Raw genomic sequence first — 19,812 nt, forward strand, 5'->3', positions numbered from 1 at the left:
TAAGGCAACCCCCAACCCGGCGCTTTTTTATTTAGGGCATCCCAACCAGTATATAAGCCCTTTCAGCTATTATCCGTACCTGTTGATTTATTATCTTGCAATCCTTCTTGTATGAGCCGCTCGAGTTTTTTGATGGTAAGGGTGAATCGTATCTGTTCACCATCTGTCATTTCAACCGTCCGATCGCGCCGGTGAATGTGTACGATATGTTTGATATTGACCAGTGCCGATTGGCTGATACGGATGAGATAAGGTACATCGGCTTGGCTAGCCACCCATTTCAATGGTTTGGTTACCGTTATTCTGAACCCGTTTTCAAGGGTGATTTCGGCGTACGATGCCGATGCTAAGCAGTAGCAAATCTGTTCACAGTTTACGACATTAATTTTATCGACGCTTCTGATAACGATTGTTTTGGTATCCATGTGCATTAGTTTTGATTGATTCATTCAGTTTATGATATCGGCCTGAAAGACAATTTCTTCCTCTTGTTCAAAATCATACAACGTCAGCTGCCTCAGGGTATAATACAGCTCCCAATACGTCCGCACGGCGCTGATGTAGCCATTGCTGGCACTATCCTTTTGTGCCTGTGCGGCGTTCAAGTCATTGATGGTGATCATGCCCCGCAGGAACCGCTCAATCTCGAGGTCGTAATTTCGCACCGCAATGTCGCGCGTTTCCTGCGCCACCGCCAATTGCTGGCGATGCAGGTTCCAGCGGGCGGTATGCAGCGCAATCTCCTGCTCCAATTGCATTTCGCGTTGCTCAATCTGGCTTTCCACCATCGCCAGGTTCGCCTCGGCACGTAACCGCTGGGTTTTGGCCAACCCCCAATCCAAAAGGGGTACCGAAAAACCCACAAGTACATGCTGCTGATTTTCCATCTGGTTGAACAGGCTGGGGAAAGTCGGAGCGGTGTTGGAAAGCCCAAAGTTGGCCTGTACGCTAAACTTAAGCCCGTTCTGCGCCCGTGCCTCGGCCACCTGCTGCTCGGCCTCCAGCCGCTGCAACCTGAAATCAATCACCTGCTGGCTGTTCGCCTGCGCGTGCGCCAACGCTCGGTCCATAGGAATATCTGTAAACTGCAAGTCCTCCGGCACGGCCAATGCCCAGCTTTGGCCGGTAGGCAATAGTAGGTAACGCGCAAAGCGCTGCCGCGCCAGCACGGCATCCACACTGTCTTTCGTTACCTGGTTTTGTGCATTCAGCACATTCAAGCGGAGTTGCAGCAACTCGCTTTGCGCCACGGTACCGAGCTTGAACCGTTCCCGCGCAATACCGTGCAGCGTATCCGCTTTGGCCAGGTTTTGCAACGAAAGTTCCTGCCGCGCCTGCGCGGCCAGCATATCGAAGTAATGGCTCACCGTCTGCCCCCCGATTTCTTCCATCCGGGTAACGAGCGCCCGGTCGGCCGACTCAAACCGCAGCGGCTCAATCTGCTTCTGCCACTTGAACGGGTTGTAGCCGATGGCATTCTGATAATACGAGATGGAAGCGGGGACCGATGAGTACCGGATCTGGCGGTTGTTGCCGAACACGTCGATGCGGTTGAGCGACGAACTCACCGACACCACGCCCCCTGTAAGGGCCACGTTCTGCCGGATGCCCAGGTTCAACGTGCTGTAAGCTTGGTTTTGCAACACAAACGTGTCCTCGCCCGTAGGGAGCGTGATTTTACTGATGGCGCGGCTGTAATTGGGTATGGTGCCATCGAGGTAGAGCATCGGCCTGAACGAGGCCATGTAGTTCCGGTAGCTCCATACACTGCTCTGGTAGCTGTTTACCGCTACTTTGTATTCAAACGAGTGCTGCTGCGCCAGCCGGACAGCTTCTTGCAACGTAATGGTACGCTCCTGGGCCGAAAGGTGGCTGCTTAGCACGAACAAAAAAACAATACACTGGATAACGGATCTTTTCATAGCAGGTTTCATCATATATCAAGTTAGTTGTTAATTGGGCTGCGCTTCCGATACACCCACCAATAGAGTAAGGGCACAAAAAATAGGCTGACGAACAGGCCGATGACCATCCCCCCGATCAGGGTGAGCGCCAGCGGCTGCTGCAACTCCGATCCCAGGTCGTGCATGAATAATGTTGGGGCCAGCGCACCGATACTGGTCAGTGTAATCATCACAATGGGTTTCAGCCGCTTGTGCCCGCCCTCATAGATGGCTTCCATCAATGGCACACCTTCCCTTCGCAGTCGGTTGATGGCATCGATCTTCAGGATGGAGTCGTTGATGATGAGGCCAGACATCACCACAACGCCGATCAACGACATCAGATTGATGCTATTGCCCGCCAGGTAAAGCGCAAACAATGCGCCGGATATGGCGATGGGCAGCTCCGCGAGGATAAATAATGGCTGTACCAGCGATTCGAACTGCGCAGCCAGGATAAAATACAGCAGCAGCACCGAAACCAATAGGATGAACGCCATCTCACCAAGGAGCGCCCGGTTATCGAAGTAGGCGCCGCCGAAGGCCACTTCGAGCGTGGGGAAGGCCCGCTGCAGGAGGTCCTCGATGGTATGGAGGTCTTCCCTTTCCCTGTCGGTATGGATCGCTACCGGATAGTAGCGTCCCTGCGCACCGGCCATGATCTGCCGATAGCTGTTTGTCCGCGCCGTCTCCAGCAGGGCCGACAGCGGGATGTCAGCGCCCTCGGATTTGCGGATAAAGGAATGGGCCAGCATGCCGCTTACATCGCTTTCAGTACCCGGCACCAGCAGGATGGGAACCATGGCCTGCGCGCTTTGAAAATGGTCAACCAGGGTGGGCCGGAAGACCGACTGGATTTTGGCGGATAGTTCGCCAAGCCCGATGCCGTAGCGTGCCGCTTTCTCGGGGTCCATGCGGATGAGTATCTTATCATGCAGCGCCACAGAGCCTATACGGGCGTGGGGCAGCGCGCGTTGCAGGGAGTCTACCAGTAGTAACATTTCTTCCGGTGCAGGCATCTCCCGCCCTTCGCTTTCCGACACCTCCATCCGAAGGGGGGCGATGCGGTCTGCAAATACGGCCTCGAATGCATTCTGTGCGGGGCTGATTTCCATCGTGGCGTGGGGGAACCGCGCGGCCAACATCCGGGGGAGCCGGTGCTGTAGCGCCACAGGGTCTATCTCGCCGGCCGCTTGGATGTATAGGTTTGCCTGGCTTTGCCCTTGCTGCTCCCCCCGATCAAACACGTACTGTTGCTCGCCCACCCAGGCATTGAAGGTGCCGATGCTGTCGTCCAATCCGGCGAGCAGCGCTTGCAGGCGCTCCCAGTTTTCGGCTACATCGATGGGTTCATTCCAATCGATAAAAACTTCGAAGTCATCGCGCGTTAGCTCGGGCAGGCGCTTCTTATCCAACGACACAAACAGGCCTGCGCTCACGGCGAACAGCGCCGCCACCACCAAACAGGTGGCAATGGGCCTACGGAACACAAGGGCCAGCCCCCATTCATACCAACCGGTCACGTGCACACGGGCCTTAATTTCGGGCTCCGCGCGTGCTCCGCCGGGCCGGTCGGGGTAAACCAGCGTGTATAACGGGGGCAGCAATAACAGCGCGACGATGAGCGATGCAACCACCCCGATGATGACCGAAAGAGCCTGATCGAAAAAAATCGCCCCTGCCAATCCACTTAAAAAAATCAGCGGAATGAACACCGCACAATTGGTCAATACCGAGGTAATCAAGGGCCGGATGATTTCATTGGTACCCTGAATAGCCGCATCGGCCACGCGCAGCCCGGCGTCGCGGTACCGGTTGATGGTATCGATCACCACAATGGAGTTGTCGATGATCATCCCCAGCCCCAGGATGAGCCCACCCAGAGAAATGATATTGATGGAGATACCCAGCAGAAAAAACCCGAGCTGGCTGATGAGCAGGGAAACGGGGATGGTGATACCGATCAGTAATGCCGGCTTGACCTTGCGGATAAATACCAGCATCAGCAGCGCAGCGCATACGCCACCGAGCCACAGGTCCTGCCGGAGGTTGCCCAGGGCAAAATCAAGCAGTTCGGTCTGGTCCTGCGATACCGTAAACGCCAGATCGGGATAGGCTTGCCGCATCTGCGCAAGCAGCTCGTCGAAATGGGTTTGGAGATCTTCCATGCGGGCCGAGGGCTGTTTGATGATACCGAGGTTGATGGCGCGTGTCCCACCGCTATAAAATGCACCCGTTTCTTCGGTGTGGGTGAGCGTGACCTCCGCCAGTTCGCCCAGCCGAAACACCCGGCCATTGATGTTCACCGGTGTGGCCCTCAGGCTTTCCAGCGACGCTACATCAGCGGCAAATTTGAGGAAATACCGGTAGTGGCCATCCACCACCTGGATGTTGCCAAGGCTGATGTCGTTTTCGCGGAATGCTTGGGTCAGCACCCCACTATTCAATCCAAGGCTCTCCAAATAGCCCGCTTTCGGCGCGATCTGCACCTGCGGCTGCATCAGGCCCGTGGCATCCACCATGGCTACTTCTGCCAATTGCTCAATGCGCCTGGCGATGGTTTCGCGTACGAAGGTGCTGACATTCACCAACCGTGCAGGGCTCACCAGGCTGTCGCGCGGCAGCACGCTGAGCTGGAATACCGGGATGTCGTCAACGCCCATCTTCACCACCAACGGCCGCTGGGCCTCGCGCGGCAGGCTGTTCATCGCCATATCCACCTTCTCGTTTACCTCGATAAAGCGCAAGCTGATGTCAGACCCCGCCTCGAAACGGACACGGATGGCAGCATTGCCCTCGGAGGCGCGGCTTTCTATCCGTTCCAGCCCATGCAGTTGCAGGAGCCCGTTGCGGATGGGCGTGGCCAGTTGCTGCTCCACCTCCTCGGCCGACAGGTTTTCGCCCGAAAGCCGCACAATGATTTCGGGGATGTCTGACTCGGGAAGTAGCGACGTGGGCAGGTACAGGTACGCCGTGACGCCCAGCAACAGCAGGGCAAAAAAGCTGACCAGTACAGCAATCGGTCTATGGACTAAAAATCGGATCATGTTTTCGGTCGTTTGGAGATGTTTCGCGGCGGCCTCGCCGGCCGCGCCAGCAGGCAAAGCGGGAGCAGCAGGTAAGCACCCAAGATGGAAAATAGCAGCCCGCCGATGGTTCCCGCCGAGAGCGTGAACCAAAACCCTTTTTCTGCACCGCTGATCATGAACGGCAGCAGACTGAGTATGGCTGATAGTGTGGTAATCAGAATGGGCATGGCTTTGGCATTGAAAGCGCGTATGAAAACCTTCCTACCGGCTGCAGCTCCCACGAGGCGGCCCCGCCGCAGGTAGTTGAAGTCGTTGATGATGTACAAGGCGGCATTTGTAACCAGGCCGCTGAGCAGGAGCAGCGACGCATACCCCCCTTGGTCAAATTGCAGCGAAAGGAAATGGAACGTAAGGAAAACGCCGATGAACGAGAAGGGGATCATCAGCACAACGGCAAACGGCTGCCGGAACGATTCGAGCAGGATGGCACAAATCATGTAAATGATCAGCAGCACCAGGGCAACGAGCCAAAGGTGGGCGTAGCTATCACCGGCACCGCCGAACCATCCCGACCAACTGGGCAGGGTTATCGCATAGCCATAGGGTAACGTGGGGCGGACACTGTCCACCACGCGCTTCTTCACGATTTCGTTCAACTGGTAGGTGCCGATAAACCGGTAATGCACGTTGAGCAGGTATTCCTGGTTGTCGCGGACGATGGCGTCGCCCATCCGTACCTTGGTTACCGAAGATACGTCGTTGAGGCGCACCATCGTCGAGTCGTTTACCTGCAGCGGGGCATGCATTACCGACCATACGGGGGCGGTGTTGTCCCTATTGGTCTCCACCGCCACGGGCGTGAACACACCGGGGGCCGACTCTACCGTACCGATCAGGGAAGACCGTTCATCGATGGCTTGCAGCGCGGCACCCATGGCCTGCCGCCCAATGCGGTGGGATACCAGGTAGGTCGGCCGGTCGATGCCCACCATAAACTCCTCGTAGCGACGCTGCTGCCACCGGCCTTGTGTGCTGATCACTACATCCTGTACACGCGGGTTGCGCAACAACGTATCGCGCACCTGCATACCGATGGCCTGCAGCTGCCCATAATGATAGCCCCGCAGCTCGATGGTCGAATCGAAGTTATCCAGATCAATGGCGTTGTTGAACCCACGCCCCACACCGTAAACGCCGAAATCGGCCGAACCCGATAAGATGGCACTGCTCTCCAACAGGCGTTTCAGCCGATGGGGGAAAGCACCCTCGAAGCCCTTGTTGAAACGGATGCTGATGGAGGCGCTGTTGGCGCTGGAAACCCGCGCTTCAAAGCGATCCACCTCATCGGGGAACCGGACCAAAAAACCCTCGAACTCCCGCACTACGACATCCATCTGCTCCAAGGTGGCGCCGTTGGGCATGGTAATGCGGACATGGAGCTGCACGCGGTCTTCCTCGCCCCTGCCGCCGCCGGAATTCCCCATGCGGTTACCGGTATACAGGTATAGGGCTCCCCCGGCGTACTTGTTTACTTTATCGCGTAGCGTGCGGTTATAAAATTCGCTGCCAAGCGTCTGGTTATAGGTTTGGGCCCACCACGACTCTCCCTCGATTTTCTCGGGGAGCATGAACAGCGGCAGGCCGAAGCCCAGCAGCATAACCCATAGGAAAACCCACCGGAAGCGGAGCATAAACGACAGCTGCCGGCCGTACAGCCGGCTGAACCGCACGAGCAGCCGCTTCCGGCGGAAAAACAACCGGCCGGGCTTGATCGTTACCGGCAGGCGCTCCAACAATGCCGGAATAAAGAAGTAAGCCACCGGTAGCGACACCAGCAGGTTAACGATGATGGCCAGTGCAAAATCCAGCAAGTTCAGCCGGGCATTTTCTTCGAGCAGGAAAATCACGCTAAGCGCACCCAAGGCGGTCAGCGTGGAAGCCAGGATCGCCGCGAATATCCGGTTGCGGCCGGTATGGCGGATATCTTCCACGATAACGATCACATTATCAATGATCAGCCCCAGCGAGATGGTGATGCCTGCCAGGGAGTATAGGTGTATCTCCAGCCGGAATACGTAATAAAAAATAAGCGATACGGCGACGTTTATGGCCAGCGACAAGACCACAATCAGCAGGTAGCGCCATTTGCGCGTGATGAGCATCACGAAAAGTAAAAGGATCATCACCGACAGGCCCGTGCGGAGATAGATTTTCCCCAGCTCTTCCTGGATGTACTCGGTATTGTCATATACCATATCCAGCCGGTACCCCTCAGCCACCAATTCGTTACCCAGGCCGTCCATGGCAACACGGATTTCCTTAGCCAGCTTGATGTTGTTGACGTGCTCCTCGGGAGCGATATTGATATACACCAGCTCCTCCCCATTGATGCGGTAATGCGAAGTGGGCGATACGGGCTGTACATCCACCGTGGCTACATCGCGCACGTAAAACACACGTCCGTCGCGACCCCTTATGGGAAACCCGTTGAGGTCATCGATATGGGCGATACAGCGGTCGATGGCCAGATCGGCATTGCCGCCGCCCCACCGCACCACGCCGAGGCCATTCATCATCAGCCCCGCTTGCAGCTGCTGCTGGAAGTCCGCCATGCTGCTGCCGAACTGCCGCAGCCGCATCAGGTCTAAAGCGATAGCTACCCGACTGGGGCGTACGCCGGTAATGTCGACGCGATGGATGCCTTTTATTTCGGCCAGCACCGGCCGGACCCGCTGTTCGGCGACCGCACCGATGCCGGCCGTTGTGCTGGGGCCACCCAGCGTATAACCGACGATATCGCTACCGAACGCATTGCTCTCCAGCGGGCGGTTTAAGTATACCATGGGGTAAGACGCTGTAGCGGGCAATTGGGTATATAATTGGCGCAGTACGGTCGTTGCCTCAAAGCGGAATGCCGCGGGGTCTGTCCATTTATCTAACGATACATGTACGCTGGCCGTGCCATGCCCCGATGTAGACCGGATATGCTGTACGCCATGCAGGCGGGCCAGCGTACGCTCAATGGGGTTGGTCACCTCCAAGTCGACAACTTCGGGTGAAGCGCCACGCATGGCACATTGCACGGTGACGGAAGCATAGCTCCTACTGGGCGTCAATTGGATGGACAACCGTGGGATGAGCGCCAGGCCCACCAATCCCAGCATCAGGGAAATAACCAAGATACTAAAGGAGGAAAAAGGTTTACGAAGGTTCCGGTCCATATTCGGCTCCCTTGTCTCTTACGGGTTATCGTGCTGTACCACGATTGGCTTATCGTGCGCCAGGTTAAAGTTGCCTGCGTAAATTACCCGGTCACCGAGTTTCAGTCCTTCCTTGATGGCGTAATGGGTACTGTTTTCGTGGCTGATCTGCACATAGTTCCAATAGGCTGTCCCGCCGTCGGTGGCAGTAAAGACAACTTTCCGCCCCTGGCGGTCAAGCACCGCCTCTTTGGGCACCATCAATTGGTCGCCGAAGTCGCGCGATACAACCACGCTCACGCCCATGCCGTCGATCAACCCACCATCTTGATTTTTAATCACGGCCTTCACCATCACCATCCCTGATTTGTCCACCTGTGGATTGATGCTCGTCACCTTACCTTCATAAGCCTTATCCTTTTCACTGAATGCGGTTACACGCACGGACTTGGCGTCTTTGACAAATTCAAGCTCTTGTTCCAGCACCGCAAATTCCACCTGAAGCTCACGGTCGTCAATCAGCGAGCATACATACTCCAAACCTGCCGTGGTATTGTATTCCTTTGCTTTCAGGTTGGCTATCTTTCCAGCAAATGGCGCGTACAACCGCGTGTAGTGGACGTCCTTTTCTGCTTTACGCCATTCGAGCAGGGCATCGCTGAGCCCGCTGCGAAGCCGTGCAATTTGTTTTACCTCCTCGTCGAGTGCGGCGGTATCGGCCGCACGGTACCCCAAACGGAGGAGCTGGTCTTCATAGTCCATCACCGCTTTCTGCCGCCGCAGCGCCGAATGCTGCAACGCCTGCTGTTGCGCCTCATCGTCGAGCGTGGCCAACAACTGGTCGGCCGCTACCCGATGACCCTCGGCAATCTGCAGGCGCTCCACAATACCATCCACTCGAAAGCGCAAATCTGCCTTCCGGGCAGCGCTCAATCGGCCGTTGGCAATCAGCTCCTGGTGGAATGGGGTCTTCTCCAATGTGACGGTTTCAACCTCGGTGGGCTGCTCGGTCGCTTGTGAACGTGAGGTTTCAGCAATGGGTTGCTCTTCGGTAGGTTGCGCTTGTTGGCAGGAAATCGCTATAAAGCCGCATGCTATAAAGGCACATACGTTTAGTATGCGTGAAAAGGAATAATAAATCACAATCGGTTTTTTTGTTTTTTGTTTATCTAAAGGTTTCGAAATGTGTGGTTCGTCACATGCTCGTCACAAACATATCAATTTTTTTCCAGTATTCACAAAATCATCTAACTAAAACGATCAGTGCACGCCTTACCCCCGTTCCCTTATTCATCCAATACTGATTTACTAATTGCTTATTAATTAACCGGAGATAAAACGGAATTTACTCGGGGTTTGTTCGGAGTTCATTCGGATAAAAGCGAATAAATCCCGAATGATTAATGGGTTATTTTACGGTCAATAAAAAAACAAGAAGTAACTCAAGGTTAAATATGCTGTAAGTAGAAAGTAAGCCACAATTAAATCTTTCCTATATTAGTGGCAAAATTGCCATGCGCATCGACTCATACATTAACGACGGTCAGGATCCTAAGGTGGTGGAAAAACTGCTCCTGAAGCTACAGGATATGCTGGCCTCCAGCGGCGAGGAAATCACCTACGTAGCTGTGCAGAAGAAGCCCGCAGTAACGTTATTCCCCCACAGCATTGCGCTTACGAACAAACGCATATTTATTTGTAAATCGACCAAATTGGGCTTAGCGACCGAATTTGACATCCTACCGTGGCAGGCCATTGAAAACCTGTCGTTTAAGGAAGGTATTCTCGGTGCGCAAGTGACGTTTGTCCAACACGATGGGGAACCCATCTCCATGACCCACATCCCGAAAAGCCAGGTACGCAAACTTTACCAGGCGGGCATGGAGGCGCTGAATGCACAGGCTACCGTCGATGATGCCGACGAAGGGGACATACCCGTTCAACGCGATGCGGTTGAGCCTGCAGACGAACTCACCCTGAAACTCGAAAAACTGAAATCGTTGTTCGAGCGTGAATTGATTACCGAAGCCGAATACGAAAACAAGAAAAACGAACTGTTATCCCAACTGTAACCGTGAAGAGAAACTATTTACTGGCCTTATTAAGTGCATGCTTGCTGTGGTTGGCATGGCCGCCCTTTTCCTATACCTCACCCCTGCTGTGGGTGGCTTTTGTGCCGCTCTTGTTGGCGCTGGAAGCCGTGATGCGGGGCGATTACCGCCGGAAAGGCGCTAAGGTGTTCACGCTGGCAGGACTCACCGGTGTCCTTTGGAACACGGCGTCGATTTACTGGGTATTCAATGCCATGAATGCCGTGATGCCTGTATATGCCGCGGCGTTCGTTTCGCTTATTCCCTTCGGGCTTGCCGCATTGTTGATGGCCTTGGCTTTCCGGATGTACTATCAATTGCGCAAGCGTTATGCGATCGGCTGGTCGCTGGCTGGATTGGTTTCCTTCTGGATGGCCTACGAGTACCTGCACCAAAGCTGGGACCTGTCCTTCCCATGGATGACCCTGGGCAATGGGTTTGCCGGCACGCATCAGCTGGTGCAATGGTATGAATATACGGGGGTGTACGGCGGTACGGTGTGGATTTGGGCGAGTAACATCCTGGTCTTCCTCACCATCCTATCGGCCAAGGATGGATTCCGACCAGCACACCGCTATAAGCTGCTGGCTGGGCTCGTACTCCTTATTGCGATACCTTCAGCCTGGTCATTATACCGCTATGCCTCCTACGAGGAACACCAAAACCCATCGGACGTGGTGGTGGTACAGCCCAATATCGATCCGTATGGAAAGTTTAGCTTTATTACACCCGAACAGCAGATAGAAAATCTCATCCGGTTGTCGGATTCCGTCGCCCAGCCGAATACTGAATTTTTCATTTGGCCGGAGACGGCCATTGCCCGGCAAGGTGGGTTTGATGAAGATCGCTTCTACGAACATCCTGCTTTTCACCGTATCCAGCAGTTCTTACAGCACTATAAAAATGGCAACGTACTTTCCGGCATAGAAGGGTATCGGATATATAGCGACCAACGGACACCGACCGCACGGGCATACGAGGGCATCTATTACGATGCCTTCAACTCGGCCGTATTGGTTGAAAATTCGGCCAAACTCCAGTTTTACCACAAATCCAAATTGGTTGCAGGTGCGGAGCAGTTCCCATTTGCCGGTGCACTGGGTTTTTTGAAACCGCTATTCGCCGGATTCGGTGGCACTACGGGCGGGTATGGTAGCCAGGACACGCCTTCGGTTTTTTACGCGCAAAGCGGTATCGGCGCCGCACCCGTCATCTGCTACGAGTCGATATGGGGTAATTATGTGGCAGAATACGTACGGCAAGGAGCACAGTTCATCGCCGTCATTACCAACGATGGCTGGTGGGGTAATACGGCGGGGAAAGACCAGCACCTGGTCTATGCCAAACTACGTGCTATCGAAACACGGCGCTGGGTGGCGCGCTCGGCCAATACGGGTATCTCCGCATTCATCAACCAACGGGGCGATGTGGTGCAACGGACCACGTGGTGGGTGCCCACAGCCATCAAGCAAGACATCAACCTCAACGAGGAAATCACGTTTTATGTATCAACCGGCGATTACTTGGCTTACGCCGGACTTGCCGGCAGCGCCGGATTCGCCCTTTTCATTTTGCTCGGATTGGCCAAACGGAAAGTTAGACAACAGACAACAGACAACAGACAATAGACTGGCGACTAAAAACTTACGACTAAAACGACTAAAAACATGTTCACCGGTATCATCGAAACCCTCGGCACCGTATCCCATCTCCGGCAGGAGGCGGGCAACCTCCACATCACGGTGGCCTCTACCCTATCAGACGAGCTGAAAATCGACCAGAGCGTCTCCCATAACGGCGTATGCCTTACCGTAGTCGCCCTATCGCCCGGTGAGCACACCGTTACGGCCATTGCCGAAACACTTCAGAAGAGCAACTTGGGCGCCCTGCAGGTGGGGAGTCTCGTTAACCTCGAACGCTGCACGAAAGTGGGCGACCGGTTGGATGGCCATATCGTGCAGGGGCATGTAGACCAAACCGCGCAGTGCGTATCGATCGACGATCAGCAGGGCAGCTGGCTTTACACCTTCCGGTTCGATCGGTCGCAGGGCAACATTACCGTAGAGAAGGGATCCATCACGGTCAATGGCATCAGCCTGACGGTCGTGGACTCGCAAGTCGATCAGTTTTCCGTAGCCATCATCCCCTATACCTTCGAACATACCAACCTCAACCAAGTGAACGTCGGCAACACGGTAAACCTCGAATTCGATGTCATTGGCAAATACGTGGCGCGTATTATGGCGCTTCGCGGTTGACGATGCGCATCTCCTGCTGTGGATAAGGGATGGTGATGTTGTTGGCATCTAGTGCCAGTTTGATGCGCTCAAAGTTTTCGTAATAGGCTTCCCAAAACTGTTCTTTCGGCGCCCAAGCCCAAATCACGATATTAACGGCACTGTCGGCCAGTTCGGAAACACGCACTTCGGGCTTTGGGGTGTTCAATATCCGGTGATCGTCTATCAGCACCTTAAGGATCACGTCCCGCGCTTCTTTGATATTAGCCTCGTAAGCAATGCCGATTTTATACTCAAGCCGCCGTTTGGTGATGCTGGAGTAATTCGTAATCACGGTATTGGCCAACGGCCCATTCGGTGCAAATACAGCAATCCCATCAGAGGTACGCATCGTGGTGTAGAGAATATCTATTTTTTCGATGGTGCCCGCGGCCCCAGAGGCACTGCTTACATAGTCGCCCACGCGGAAGGGCCGGAACAACAAGATTAAAACCCCGCCTGCAAAATTAGACAGGCTGCCCTGCAAGGCCAACCCGATGGAGAGGCTTGCCGCGCCGAGCACGGCCACGAACGACGTGGTTTGAATGCCGACCATCGATGCCACGCTAAGGATGAGCATGGTGTATAAGATGAATTTGACAATGCTGGCTACGAAATCGCGCAGCGACAGGTCAACGCTGCGCCGTTCAAACCGCTTGCGGATGATACGCAGGATCAGTTGAATAAGCCAGCTGCCGGCAATCAATATCAAAATGCCCAACACGACACTGGGTACACGAGACAACATGGCCTCGATGATACGGTCCAGGGCGAGCTCTATCTTTTCCATGTGCCGTAAAGTTAGTGAATATTGTATATTTCCTCAATAAAAGTTGTCTCTCAGCGGCAGTCGGAGAGATCGACAAAGTTGCTTTTTTATCGAACGCGATTATAATTGCATATAAAAGCAACTTTATCTAAGTTTGCCCATATCCTGCTTGTCATTTTATGCAGGTATGCAAGAATGAATTGGAAATCCGCTACCGGCGACTTCAAAAACTACCTCCAACTGGAGCGGGCAATGTCGGCGAACACCGTGGAGGCATACCTCAATGACCTGATCAAACTCCAGCAATTTGCTGACCCACAAGGCATCCTGCCCAAGGAAATCACCCCCAAACATATACAGGATTTTTTGACATGGATAAATGGCTTCGGATTATCTCCTACAAGCCAAGCGCGCATCCTTTCGGGCATCAAAACGTTTTACTTATTCATGAGCCTAGAACACGACCTGCTCGAAAATCCGACAGCGCTTATCGAGACACCGCGTTTGGCCCGGAAAATACCGGCTGTGCTCAACATCCAGGAAATCGAACAGCTCATCGATGCCATAGACCTCTCGGCACCGGAAGGCATGCGCAACAAGGCCATGTTGGAGGTGCTGTATGGTTGTGGCTTGCGCGTGAGCGAACTGGTGGGCCTGAAGGTATCCAACCTGTTCCTGGACGTGGAGTTTATCAAGGTCGAAGGCAAGGGCAGCAAGGAGCGGCTCGTACCCATCGGCAGCCAGGCCATCAAATTCCTCCGTATTTACCTGAGTGAAATACGGATACATCAGAAAATCAAGGTCGGAAACGAAGACTTCGTGTTTCTCAACCGGCGGGGTGCCCCCCTCACCCGGGTAATGGTCTTTATCATTATCCGCGACCTGGCAACCAAAATCGGCCTCAAAAAGAAAATCAGCCCCCACACTTTCCGCCATTCATTTGCCAGCCACCTGGTGGAAGGGGGTGCCGACCTACGGGCGGTACAAGACATGCTGGGCCACGAAAGCATCACCACCACCGAAATATACACGCACGTAGACCGCGATTACCTCCATTCCGTAATTACCCAATACCACCCGCGGTCATAAAAAAACCGCCTCGTCTGAGACGAGACGGCCGTGGTTCTCGCTAACCCTACTCTTCGTTAATGGTCGTGGTCATGATCGTGGTCATGATCGTGGTCACCCGCCACGATGTCGAGATGCGATTCGGCCTCCACCGTGTTACCCAACTGATCAGTAACCGTGAGGTGCAAGTGGTATTCGCCTTCCGCAGCATCAGCCGGCACGTCTATATGCTCATGGAAGTCGGTGTTCTTAAGCCCTTCATAACCTTCCGTGTACTCGCGTTCGAATTCCCATCCTGCTTCACCTTCCGGATGGATCGATAACGTGATGCTGGCGATGCCACCGGGAGCTAGAATGGCAGCATCCAGGTGGAGGTCCGACCCCGGGTGGGCTATACGGTCGTTATTGTACCCTACTTCCAGCCCCTCAATCTTCGGCTTATTGACAGCGGGGGCCTCATCTTTGTTGCACCCTACCCACGTAAAAAACGTAAAGCCGACCAGGATAACGATAACGAGTTTATTTTGCTTATTCATGATGATAATGTTCAGTAGTTAATTAAAAATTATTCGATTTTGATGCTTAGTCCGCGCAGGGTTTGCCATCCCTCCCGATCGGTTACTCGCATCAGAAAGTGATAATCGCCCGGATCGACGTCCGCAGGGACGGCAATTGCTACCTCAGCCTCGTACGTTTTCGGTGCACCGGGGATATCGAACGATTTGATATACTTAAAAGGGGCTTCCGCTTCCTTTACCGGCCCCATGTCACACGCTTCGACTTCCGTGCTGTGGCTGTGGTGGTCGAAGTTATCGTGTACATCCAGGCTGAAGGAGCCCAATGCAACGTTGTCGCTGAATTTAGCCCTGAAAACAAATGTCTCTCCCCGTCGTACGGTACCGCACTGTTGCGGGAATGCGCCCGCGAAATTGCCGTCGATGACCGGGTATTCCGTATCCACCGTCTCCGCATCTTTGCTGCATGATAGCGCCAATGCCATCGCTCCAAAGGCAATGATTATCCGCATTATCCGTAGTTTCTCCATCATCTTCATATCATTTATTCATTTTGTTTACTGATTACCGGAATGCGCAGGGAAAGGACAATATTCCTACCCATTTCCGGAAGTTCTATTAAGCGGTAAAAGCTGGTATGGTCCATATACTTGGTGTCCAATAGGTTCTGCACCTGAACGTTCAAGTGTACCGGCATACCCGCCACCCTGGCCGTACCGCCCGCCCGCAAGGCCATCACGCCGCAGCCGGCAGTTTTCTTTTCCGGCGGCACAATGCGGTCCTGCGCGGCCACCAGCCGGTAGTCGAGTTCAATAAACGGACTACCCGGACGTTCGGGTGACCACGAAAGCCCCATCAAAAGTGACGGCGGTGGCGCAAATGGCAGCGAAAATCCTTTCTTGGTACCCGATAGCTGTTGGGAAAACAGGTATTCACCCAGCACTTCCGCTTTCAGCGAACGGCCCAACCGACGTGATACCTGCACCTCTCCCCCGTACCGCATCACCCGGCTCTCGGCATATTCGAACACCTGGTTGCCTGCACCATAGAAATGGTCGAATGCTGCCGTGGGATTCAGGTAAATGTAGTTGGGGAAGTAGTTATAAAACGGGCTCACCTGGATTTGCCAACCATCGGTATTCCACTCGACAGCTAGGTCGGCCTGGTACGATTGCTCCGCCGCGAGCGACGGGTTACCGCGTTCATAGCTGAAGTAATGGTAATTCACGCCGTTGGCGGACAGTTCTTTGGCAATGGGCATCCGGAAGCTTTTGCCGATATTGGCTTTCAATGAAAGGTTTTCAAACGGCTCGTAGTTCATCCCGATAGACCATACCAAGCTGTTGAAACGCCTGTGCAGGTCGGCCGCACGGACCAGATACGCCTGTCCGCCCTCGGGTACGTCGGAAGGGAACCAGTCACGGTACTCATGCATCCGCAGGCTACCGTGGTCAAAACGCACTGCGCCGTGCAGCAGCAGCCGATCCGTCAACCGGTAACGGTCGTATGCAAATACACCCACTGTCGACTGGGCAAACGATGGCACGAGGAAGGTCCATCCGCCGATGCGGTTATGCTGTCGCTCGCCATTGAGGCCGAAAGTCAACTGGTGCTTACCCAGTTCCACGTAATCCTTTACATTCAGTGCGTACACCTGTTTGTCAAACTCGCGTTCCAGTGTTGTTGGGACCCCTAACGTATCGGGCAACGAAGACGGCATATAACCGTGGTTTACATAAGGGCTGTGCTCCTGCCGGAAATTGCGCTGGAACCCCAGCTCGGCCTCGATGTGATGCGCACCCAAGTGTAGGGCATTTTTGCTGATGGCCTTGAAATGGTTCACCTGCTGGCTTGGCAACAGGATATCCCGCACCGATTTATCGTGCAGCTCCACATCCACGCGGCGGGGCTCAAGGCCATGTGCATTGGCAAAAAAACCCGCTTTGTTATCGATATTGTTTACATACAGGATGGAATTGAAACGTTCAGCCAGGTAACCGGCGGTGAAGTGTACGTCCGTTTCGCGCCCTGCCGTATTGCGGAGACGCTGGCCTTGAAGCGGCACCGCATAATCATAGACGTATACCGTATCCGCAGGGACGCGGTAGTCGCCATAACGCAAGTATGTCAGCCGTGAATCGACAAACCACTTATCGCTGCGCCCACCGATACGTACCGAGGTACCATAGCTGTGGTTGTTGCTACGTCCTACCAAATCGACCGATACCGCCCGCGTGTGCGGGGCAGGCAACGCTTCAGGCTTCACATCAATGGCTCCACCGATAGCGTCAGACCCATAAACGAACGATGCCGCCCCTTTGATGATCTCCACCTCGCCGACGGCAAACTGGTCCAACTCAAGACCGTGGTCGCTCCCCCACTGTTGGCCTTCATGCTTGATGCCCCGGTCGACCACAACCACCCGGTTGAATCCCAGCCCCCGGATGAGGGGCTTCGATTGTCCCGAACCGATACCGATCGTCTGGACACCGGGAAGCCGTTCGAGGCTTTTCATCAAACTACCGCCCAGGTTGCGGTAAACGAAATCTTTACCGACCACTTCCAAATTGAGCGATTCCTCCTGCTTTCGGCGTTCCACATGGTTGTCTACCACAAGCACCTCGTCAAGCAAGTGCACCTTACCTTCCAACACTACGGTAAAGCCATCCGTATCACCAGTGAGGGAAACTGTCGTTTGCCAATCTGCATAGCCACGCTTATGGACCACAAGCTGATAGTTACCCCGTGGCAGTCCGACGAAAGAAAACGCCCCTGTCGTATCGGTGAGCACCACTTTTATGGGCGGGCCCGCCTGCATTCCGACGCCCTCCAACGTCACGCGTGCACCGACAACACGGTTGCCAATGGTATCGGTGACCCGCCCGGCCAATCGAGAATCCTGCCCATGGGCAAACGCGAAGGCAAACAGGCCAATAAGTGTAATAATGATGAACTTCATCGAATGCACAAATCGCATTGATTGAAACAATATAAAAAAATGAAACCGGTTGGATACCGGGTCAAATCACTGTTGACCCGGGAGAGATGCTAGGAGACGTAGGACGGTGGGCCCCTATTGGTATGCAGGTGTCCCAAGCCTTCGCAAAGCGCTTTTGGCCTCGGTTGGGCAAATATCGTCAGCAAGGGCAATACCGGTGTGCAGAAAGAAAGAGCGGGCAGTGGCAGCGCCTCCCGCGGCGTAAACTGGGCATACAAAGCACAGAAATCACAGTCTACCGCGCCAGCTGTACCCGCAGCGTCGCTATGCCGGTCATCGCAGCCGTCCATATGCTGCGCGTGCGTGTGCATGGCGGCTATCAGCGGGATGCTGACCACCGTAATGACGACACTCAGCGTAATCGCACACAGCAACCATCGGGATATTTGAACGTAACGCCCCATAAAACTTGCAGCAAAGTTGCGTTAATAAATTAACTCCACCAAAAATCGCGGTACTTTTTTACGGGCGAGTAGTTGCCCACCCACCTATCCGTGCTGCCTACGTGCTTTATCCAATCGGATCATGGCGCCGAAATCGAGCCCGAGGATCATGGCTTCCACGGTCATCGCAATGCGCTTGGTTCGTGTCGGTTCGGTTTTGGCGTCAGTGATGTACTTGATGAAATAATTCCGGTGCGACTTTGCCAGCGCCATAAATTTACCCATCAAATCGTCGTCTTCATCCAATAGGCAAATTTCCAGGTCTTCGGGTATGGTTATCTTGAAATCCTTATCTTCCTCCAAACAAAGGGCCAGCATATCCCCAACGTCTTTATTCAGCACCCTGCGCATGGTGCCGTTTATGGCCAGGTAGTAATCACCGTCGCCCATGGGCATCAGTGCTAAGCCGGCAAATATGTGGTCATCGATTTGCCCACGTACACGGTAGACCTGTTTGTAATCGGGCTTTATCCGGTTGGCAATGGCCCGGGGCACCTCCACATAAGCCCACCCGGCCATGGCAGCTCCTTGGTTTTCGGCCCGCAATATTTCGGCTTGGAACGTGACCATGCACTTTAAGGGTTAAATTAATCAACGTAAAAGACCGTATGCGCAGTGTCGAGCCCGCGCAGCGACACACGCTCTTCAAACAGGCCGAACACACTTGATCCGCTGCCGCTCATGGCAGCGAACACGGCTCCCTTTTCATATAAAAATGCTTTCACAGCAGCAATTTCGGGATATATGGCAAAAATACCCGTCTCAAAATCATTCACGATGGTATCACGCCACGTTGTCACCGGCGCTTCTATCGCTGTAGCCAATTGCCTGCCTGCCGGATTTGGTACGACTGTTTCGTAAGCCGCGACAGTGGGTATATGAATATCGGGCTTGACCAATACGATATGGTACGAAGACAGATCGAGGTCGATCTCCTCGAATACGTCTCCAATTCCCGAGGCGAGCACCGGTGCATTGCGGATAAAAAAGGCGCAATCGGCTCCCAATTGGCGGGCATATCCCATTAATTGGATTTCATCGAGCCCCAACCCGAACTGCTCGTTGGCCAGCTTTAGCAGGAAGGCCGCATCGGCCGATCCGCCACCAAGGCCCGCGCCAATGGGGATCGTTTTATGCAAATGGATATGGACGGGAGGTAAATCGTATGCGCGTTGGAGCAACCGATAGGCGCGTACGCACAGGTTGTCCACGCCATTATCGGGAATGGCCAGCCCCGATGGGATGAACCGGGTTTCATCGGCCGTTACGATCTCCAGCGCGTCATGCAGGTTAATCGGGTAAAAAACGGTCTCCAGATCATGGTAACCATCCGCTCGACGGCTAAGGACCTGCAGTCCGATATTTATCTTGGCGTTTGGAAATGCGACCATATAACTGCCTACAAACTTAGATAAGTTGTTTTTCTTATGCAAGAAATACATTGCTGCATAAACAATATCTGACGTGCGTTGTTATTGGTG

16 protein-coding genes are annotated in these 19,812 nt (G+C 54.1%); 4 read left to right on the plus strand and 12 right to left on the minus strand.

The window, feature by feature from the left end; all coding sequences use genetic code 11:
- Positions 1-62: 62 nt before the first annotated feature.
- Genes VNQ80_RS03755 through VNQ80_RS03775 form a run of 5 tightly spaced genes read right to left on the minus strand, consistent with a single transcriptional unit; the run spans position 63 to position 9,315 of the window.
- On the minus strand, positions 63-425 hold the full coding sequence (locus VNQ80_RS03755) for a LytTR family DNA-binding domain-containing protein (RefSeq protein ID WP_325636115.1): 363 nt from the start codon (positions 423-425) through the stop codon (positions 63-65).
- Between the two features lie 24 nt (positions 426-449).
- Positions 450-1,937 (minus strand): TolC family protein, encoded by a 1,488-nt coding sequence (locus VNQ80_RS03760; RefSeq protein WP_325636116.1) that lies wholly within the window; start codon positions 1,935-1,937, stop codon positions 450-452.
- An 8-nt stretch (positions 1,938-1,945) separates the two neighbouring features.
- On the minus strand, positions 1,946-4,990 hold the full coding sequence (locus tag VNQ80_RS03765) for an efflux RND transporter permease subunit (RefSeq protein ID WP_325636117.1): 3,045 nt from the start codon (positions 4,988-4,990) through the stop codon (positions 1,946-1,948).
- Positions 4,987-8,193, minus strand: a complete 3,207-nt coding sequence (locus tag VNQ80_RS03770; RefSeq protein WP_325636118.1) for an efflux RND transporter permease subunit — start codon at positions 8,191-8,193, stop codon at positions 4,987-4,989. The genes VNQ80_RS03765 and VNQ80_RS03770 overlap by 4 nt, the downstream gene beginning before the upstream one ends.
- Positions 8,194-8,211: 18 nt before the next feature.
- Entirely contained in the window at positions 8,212-9,315 is a 1,104-nt protein-coding gene (locus VNQ80_RS03775) for an efflux RND transporter periplasmic adaptor subunit (protein ID WP_325636119.1), read from the minus strand.
- 371 nt (positions 9,316-9,686) lie between these two features.
- Here VNQ80_RS03775 and VNQ80_RS03780 point away from each other — a divergent pair, with 371 nt between their 5' ends.
- Genes VNQ80_RS03780 through VNQ80_RS03790 form a run of 3 tightly spaced genes read left to right on the plus strand, consistent with a single transcriptional unit; the run spans position 9,687 to position 12,520 of the window.
- Positions 9,687-10,244: a PH domain-containing protein gene (locus tag VNQ80_RS03780; protein ID WP_325636120.1), complete on the plus strand. Its 558-nt coding sequence runs from the start codon at positions 9,687-9,689 to the stop codon at positions 10,242-10,244.
- Positions 10,245-10,246: 2 nt separating this feature from the next.
- Positions 10,247-11,890, plus strand: a complete 1,644-nt coding sequence (gene lnt / locus VNQ80_RS03785) for an apolipoprotein N-acyltransferase (RefSeq protein WP_325636121.1) — start codon at positions 10,247-10,249, stop codon at positions 11,888-11,890.
- 39 nt (positions 11,891-11,929) lie between these two features.
- Positions 11,930-12,520: a riboflavin synthase gene (locus tag VNQ80_RS03790; RefSeq protein ID WP_325636122.1), complete on the plus strand. Its 591-nt coding sequence runs from the start codon at positions 11,930-11,932 to the stop codon at positions 12,518-12,520.
- Here VNQ80_RS03790 and VNQ80_RS03795 read toward each other — a convergent pair.
- Positions 12,501-13,328, minus strand: a complete 828-nt coding sequence (locus tag VNQ80_RS03795; protein WP_325636123.1) for a mechanosensitive ion channel family protein — start codon at positions 13,326-13,328, stop codon at positions 12,501-12,503. The two genes, VNQ80_RS03790 and VNQ80_RS03795, sit on opposite strands and share 20 nt — an antisense overlap.
- A gap of 174 nt (positions 13,329-13,502) precedes the next feature.
- Here VNQ80_RS03795 and xerD point away from each other — a divergent pair, with 174 nt between their 5' ends.
- On the plus strand, positions 13,503-14,396 hold the full coding sequence (gene xerD / locus VNQ80_RS03800; protein ID WP_325636124.1) for a site-specific tyrosine recombinase XerD: 894 nt from the start codon (positions 13,503-13,505) through the stop codon (positions 14,394-14,396).
- Between the two features lie 56 nt (positions 14,397-14,452).
- On the opposite strand, the gene VNQ80_RS03805 is transcribed toward xerD, so the two are convergent.
- The 6 genes from VNQ80_RS03805 to ispE form a co-directional block, all read right to left on the minus strand.
- A complete protein-coding gene (locus VNQ80_RS03805) occupies positions 14,453-14,911 on the minus strand; it encodes a DUF4625 domain-containing protein (protein ID WP_325636125.1) in 459 nt (152 codons plus the stop codon).
- 29 nt (positions 14,912-14,940) lie between these two features.
- A complete protein-coding gene (locus VNQ80_RS03810; RefSeq protein ID WP_325636126.1) occupies positions 14,941-15,423 on the minus strand; it encodes a DUF4625 domain-containing protein in 483 nt (160 codons plus the stop codon).
- 11 nt (positions 15,424-15,434) lie between these two features.
- On the minus strand, positions 15,435-17,849 hold the full coding sequence (locus VNQ80_RS03815) for a TonB-dependent receptor (protein WP_325636127.1): 2,415 nt from the start codon (positions 17,847-17,849) through the stop codon (positions 15,435-15,437).
- 89 nt (positions 17,850-17,938) lie between these two features.
- Positions 17,939-18,292 carry a hypothetical protein gene (locus VNQ80_RS03820; protein WP_325636128.1) on the minus strand — a complete coding sequence of 118 codons (354 nt, stop codon included), beginning with the start codon at positions 18,290-18,292 and terminating at the stop codon, positions 17,939-17,941.
- Between the two features lie 84 nt (positions 18,293-18,376).
- The gene (locus VNQ80_RS03825) at positions 18,377-18,901 is read right to left on the minus strand and encodes a YdeI/OmpD-associated family protein (protein ID WP_325636129.1); all 525 of its coding nucleotides are present in this window, start codon (positions 18,899-18,901) and stop codon (positions 18,377-18,379) included.
- 17 nt (positions 18,902-18,918) lie between these two features.
- Positions 18,919-19,722 (minus strand): 4-(cytidine 5'-diphospho)-2-C-methyl-D-erythritol kinase, encoded by an 804-nt coding sequence (ispE, locus tag VNQ80_RS03830; RefSeq protein WP_325636130.1) that lies wholly within the window; start codon positions 19,720-19,722, stop codon positions 18,919-18,921.
- Positions 19,723-19,812 lie beyond the last annotated feature (90 nt).

The organism is Parapedobacter sp. (assembly GCF_035556095.1).
Lineage (GTDB): Bacteria > Bacteroidota > Bacteroidia > Sphingobacteriales > Sphingobacteriaceae > Parapedobacter.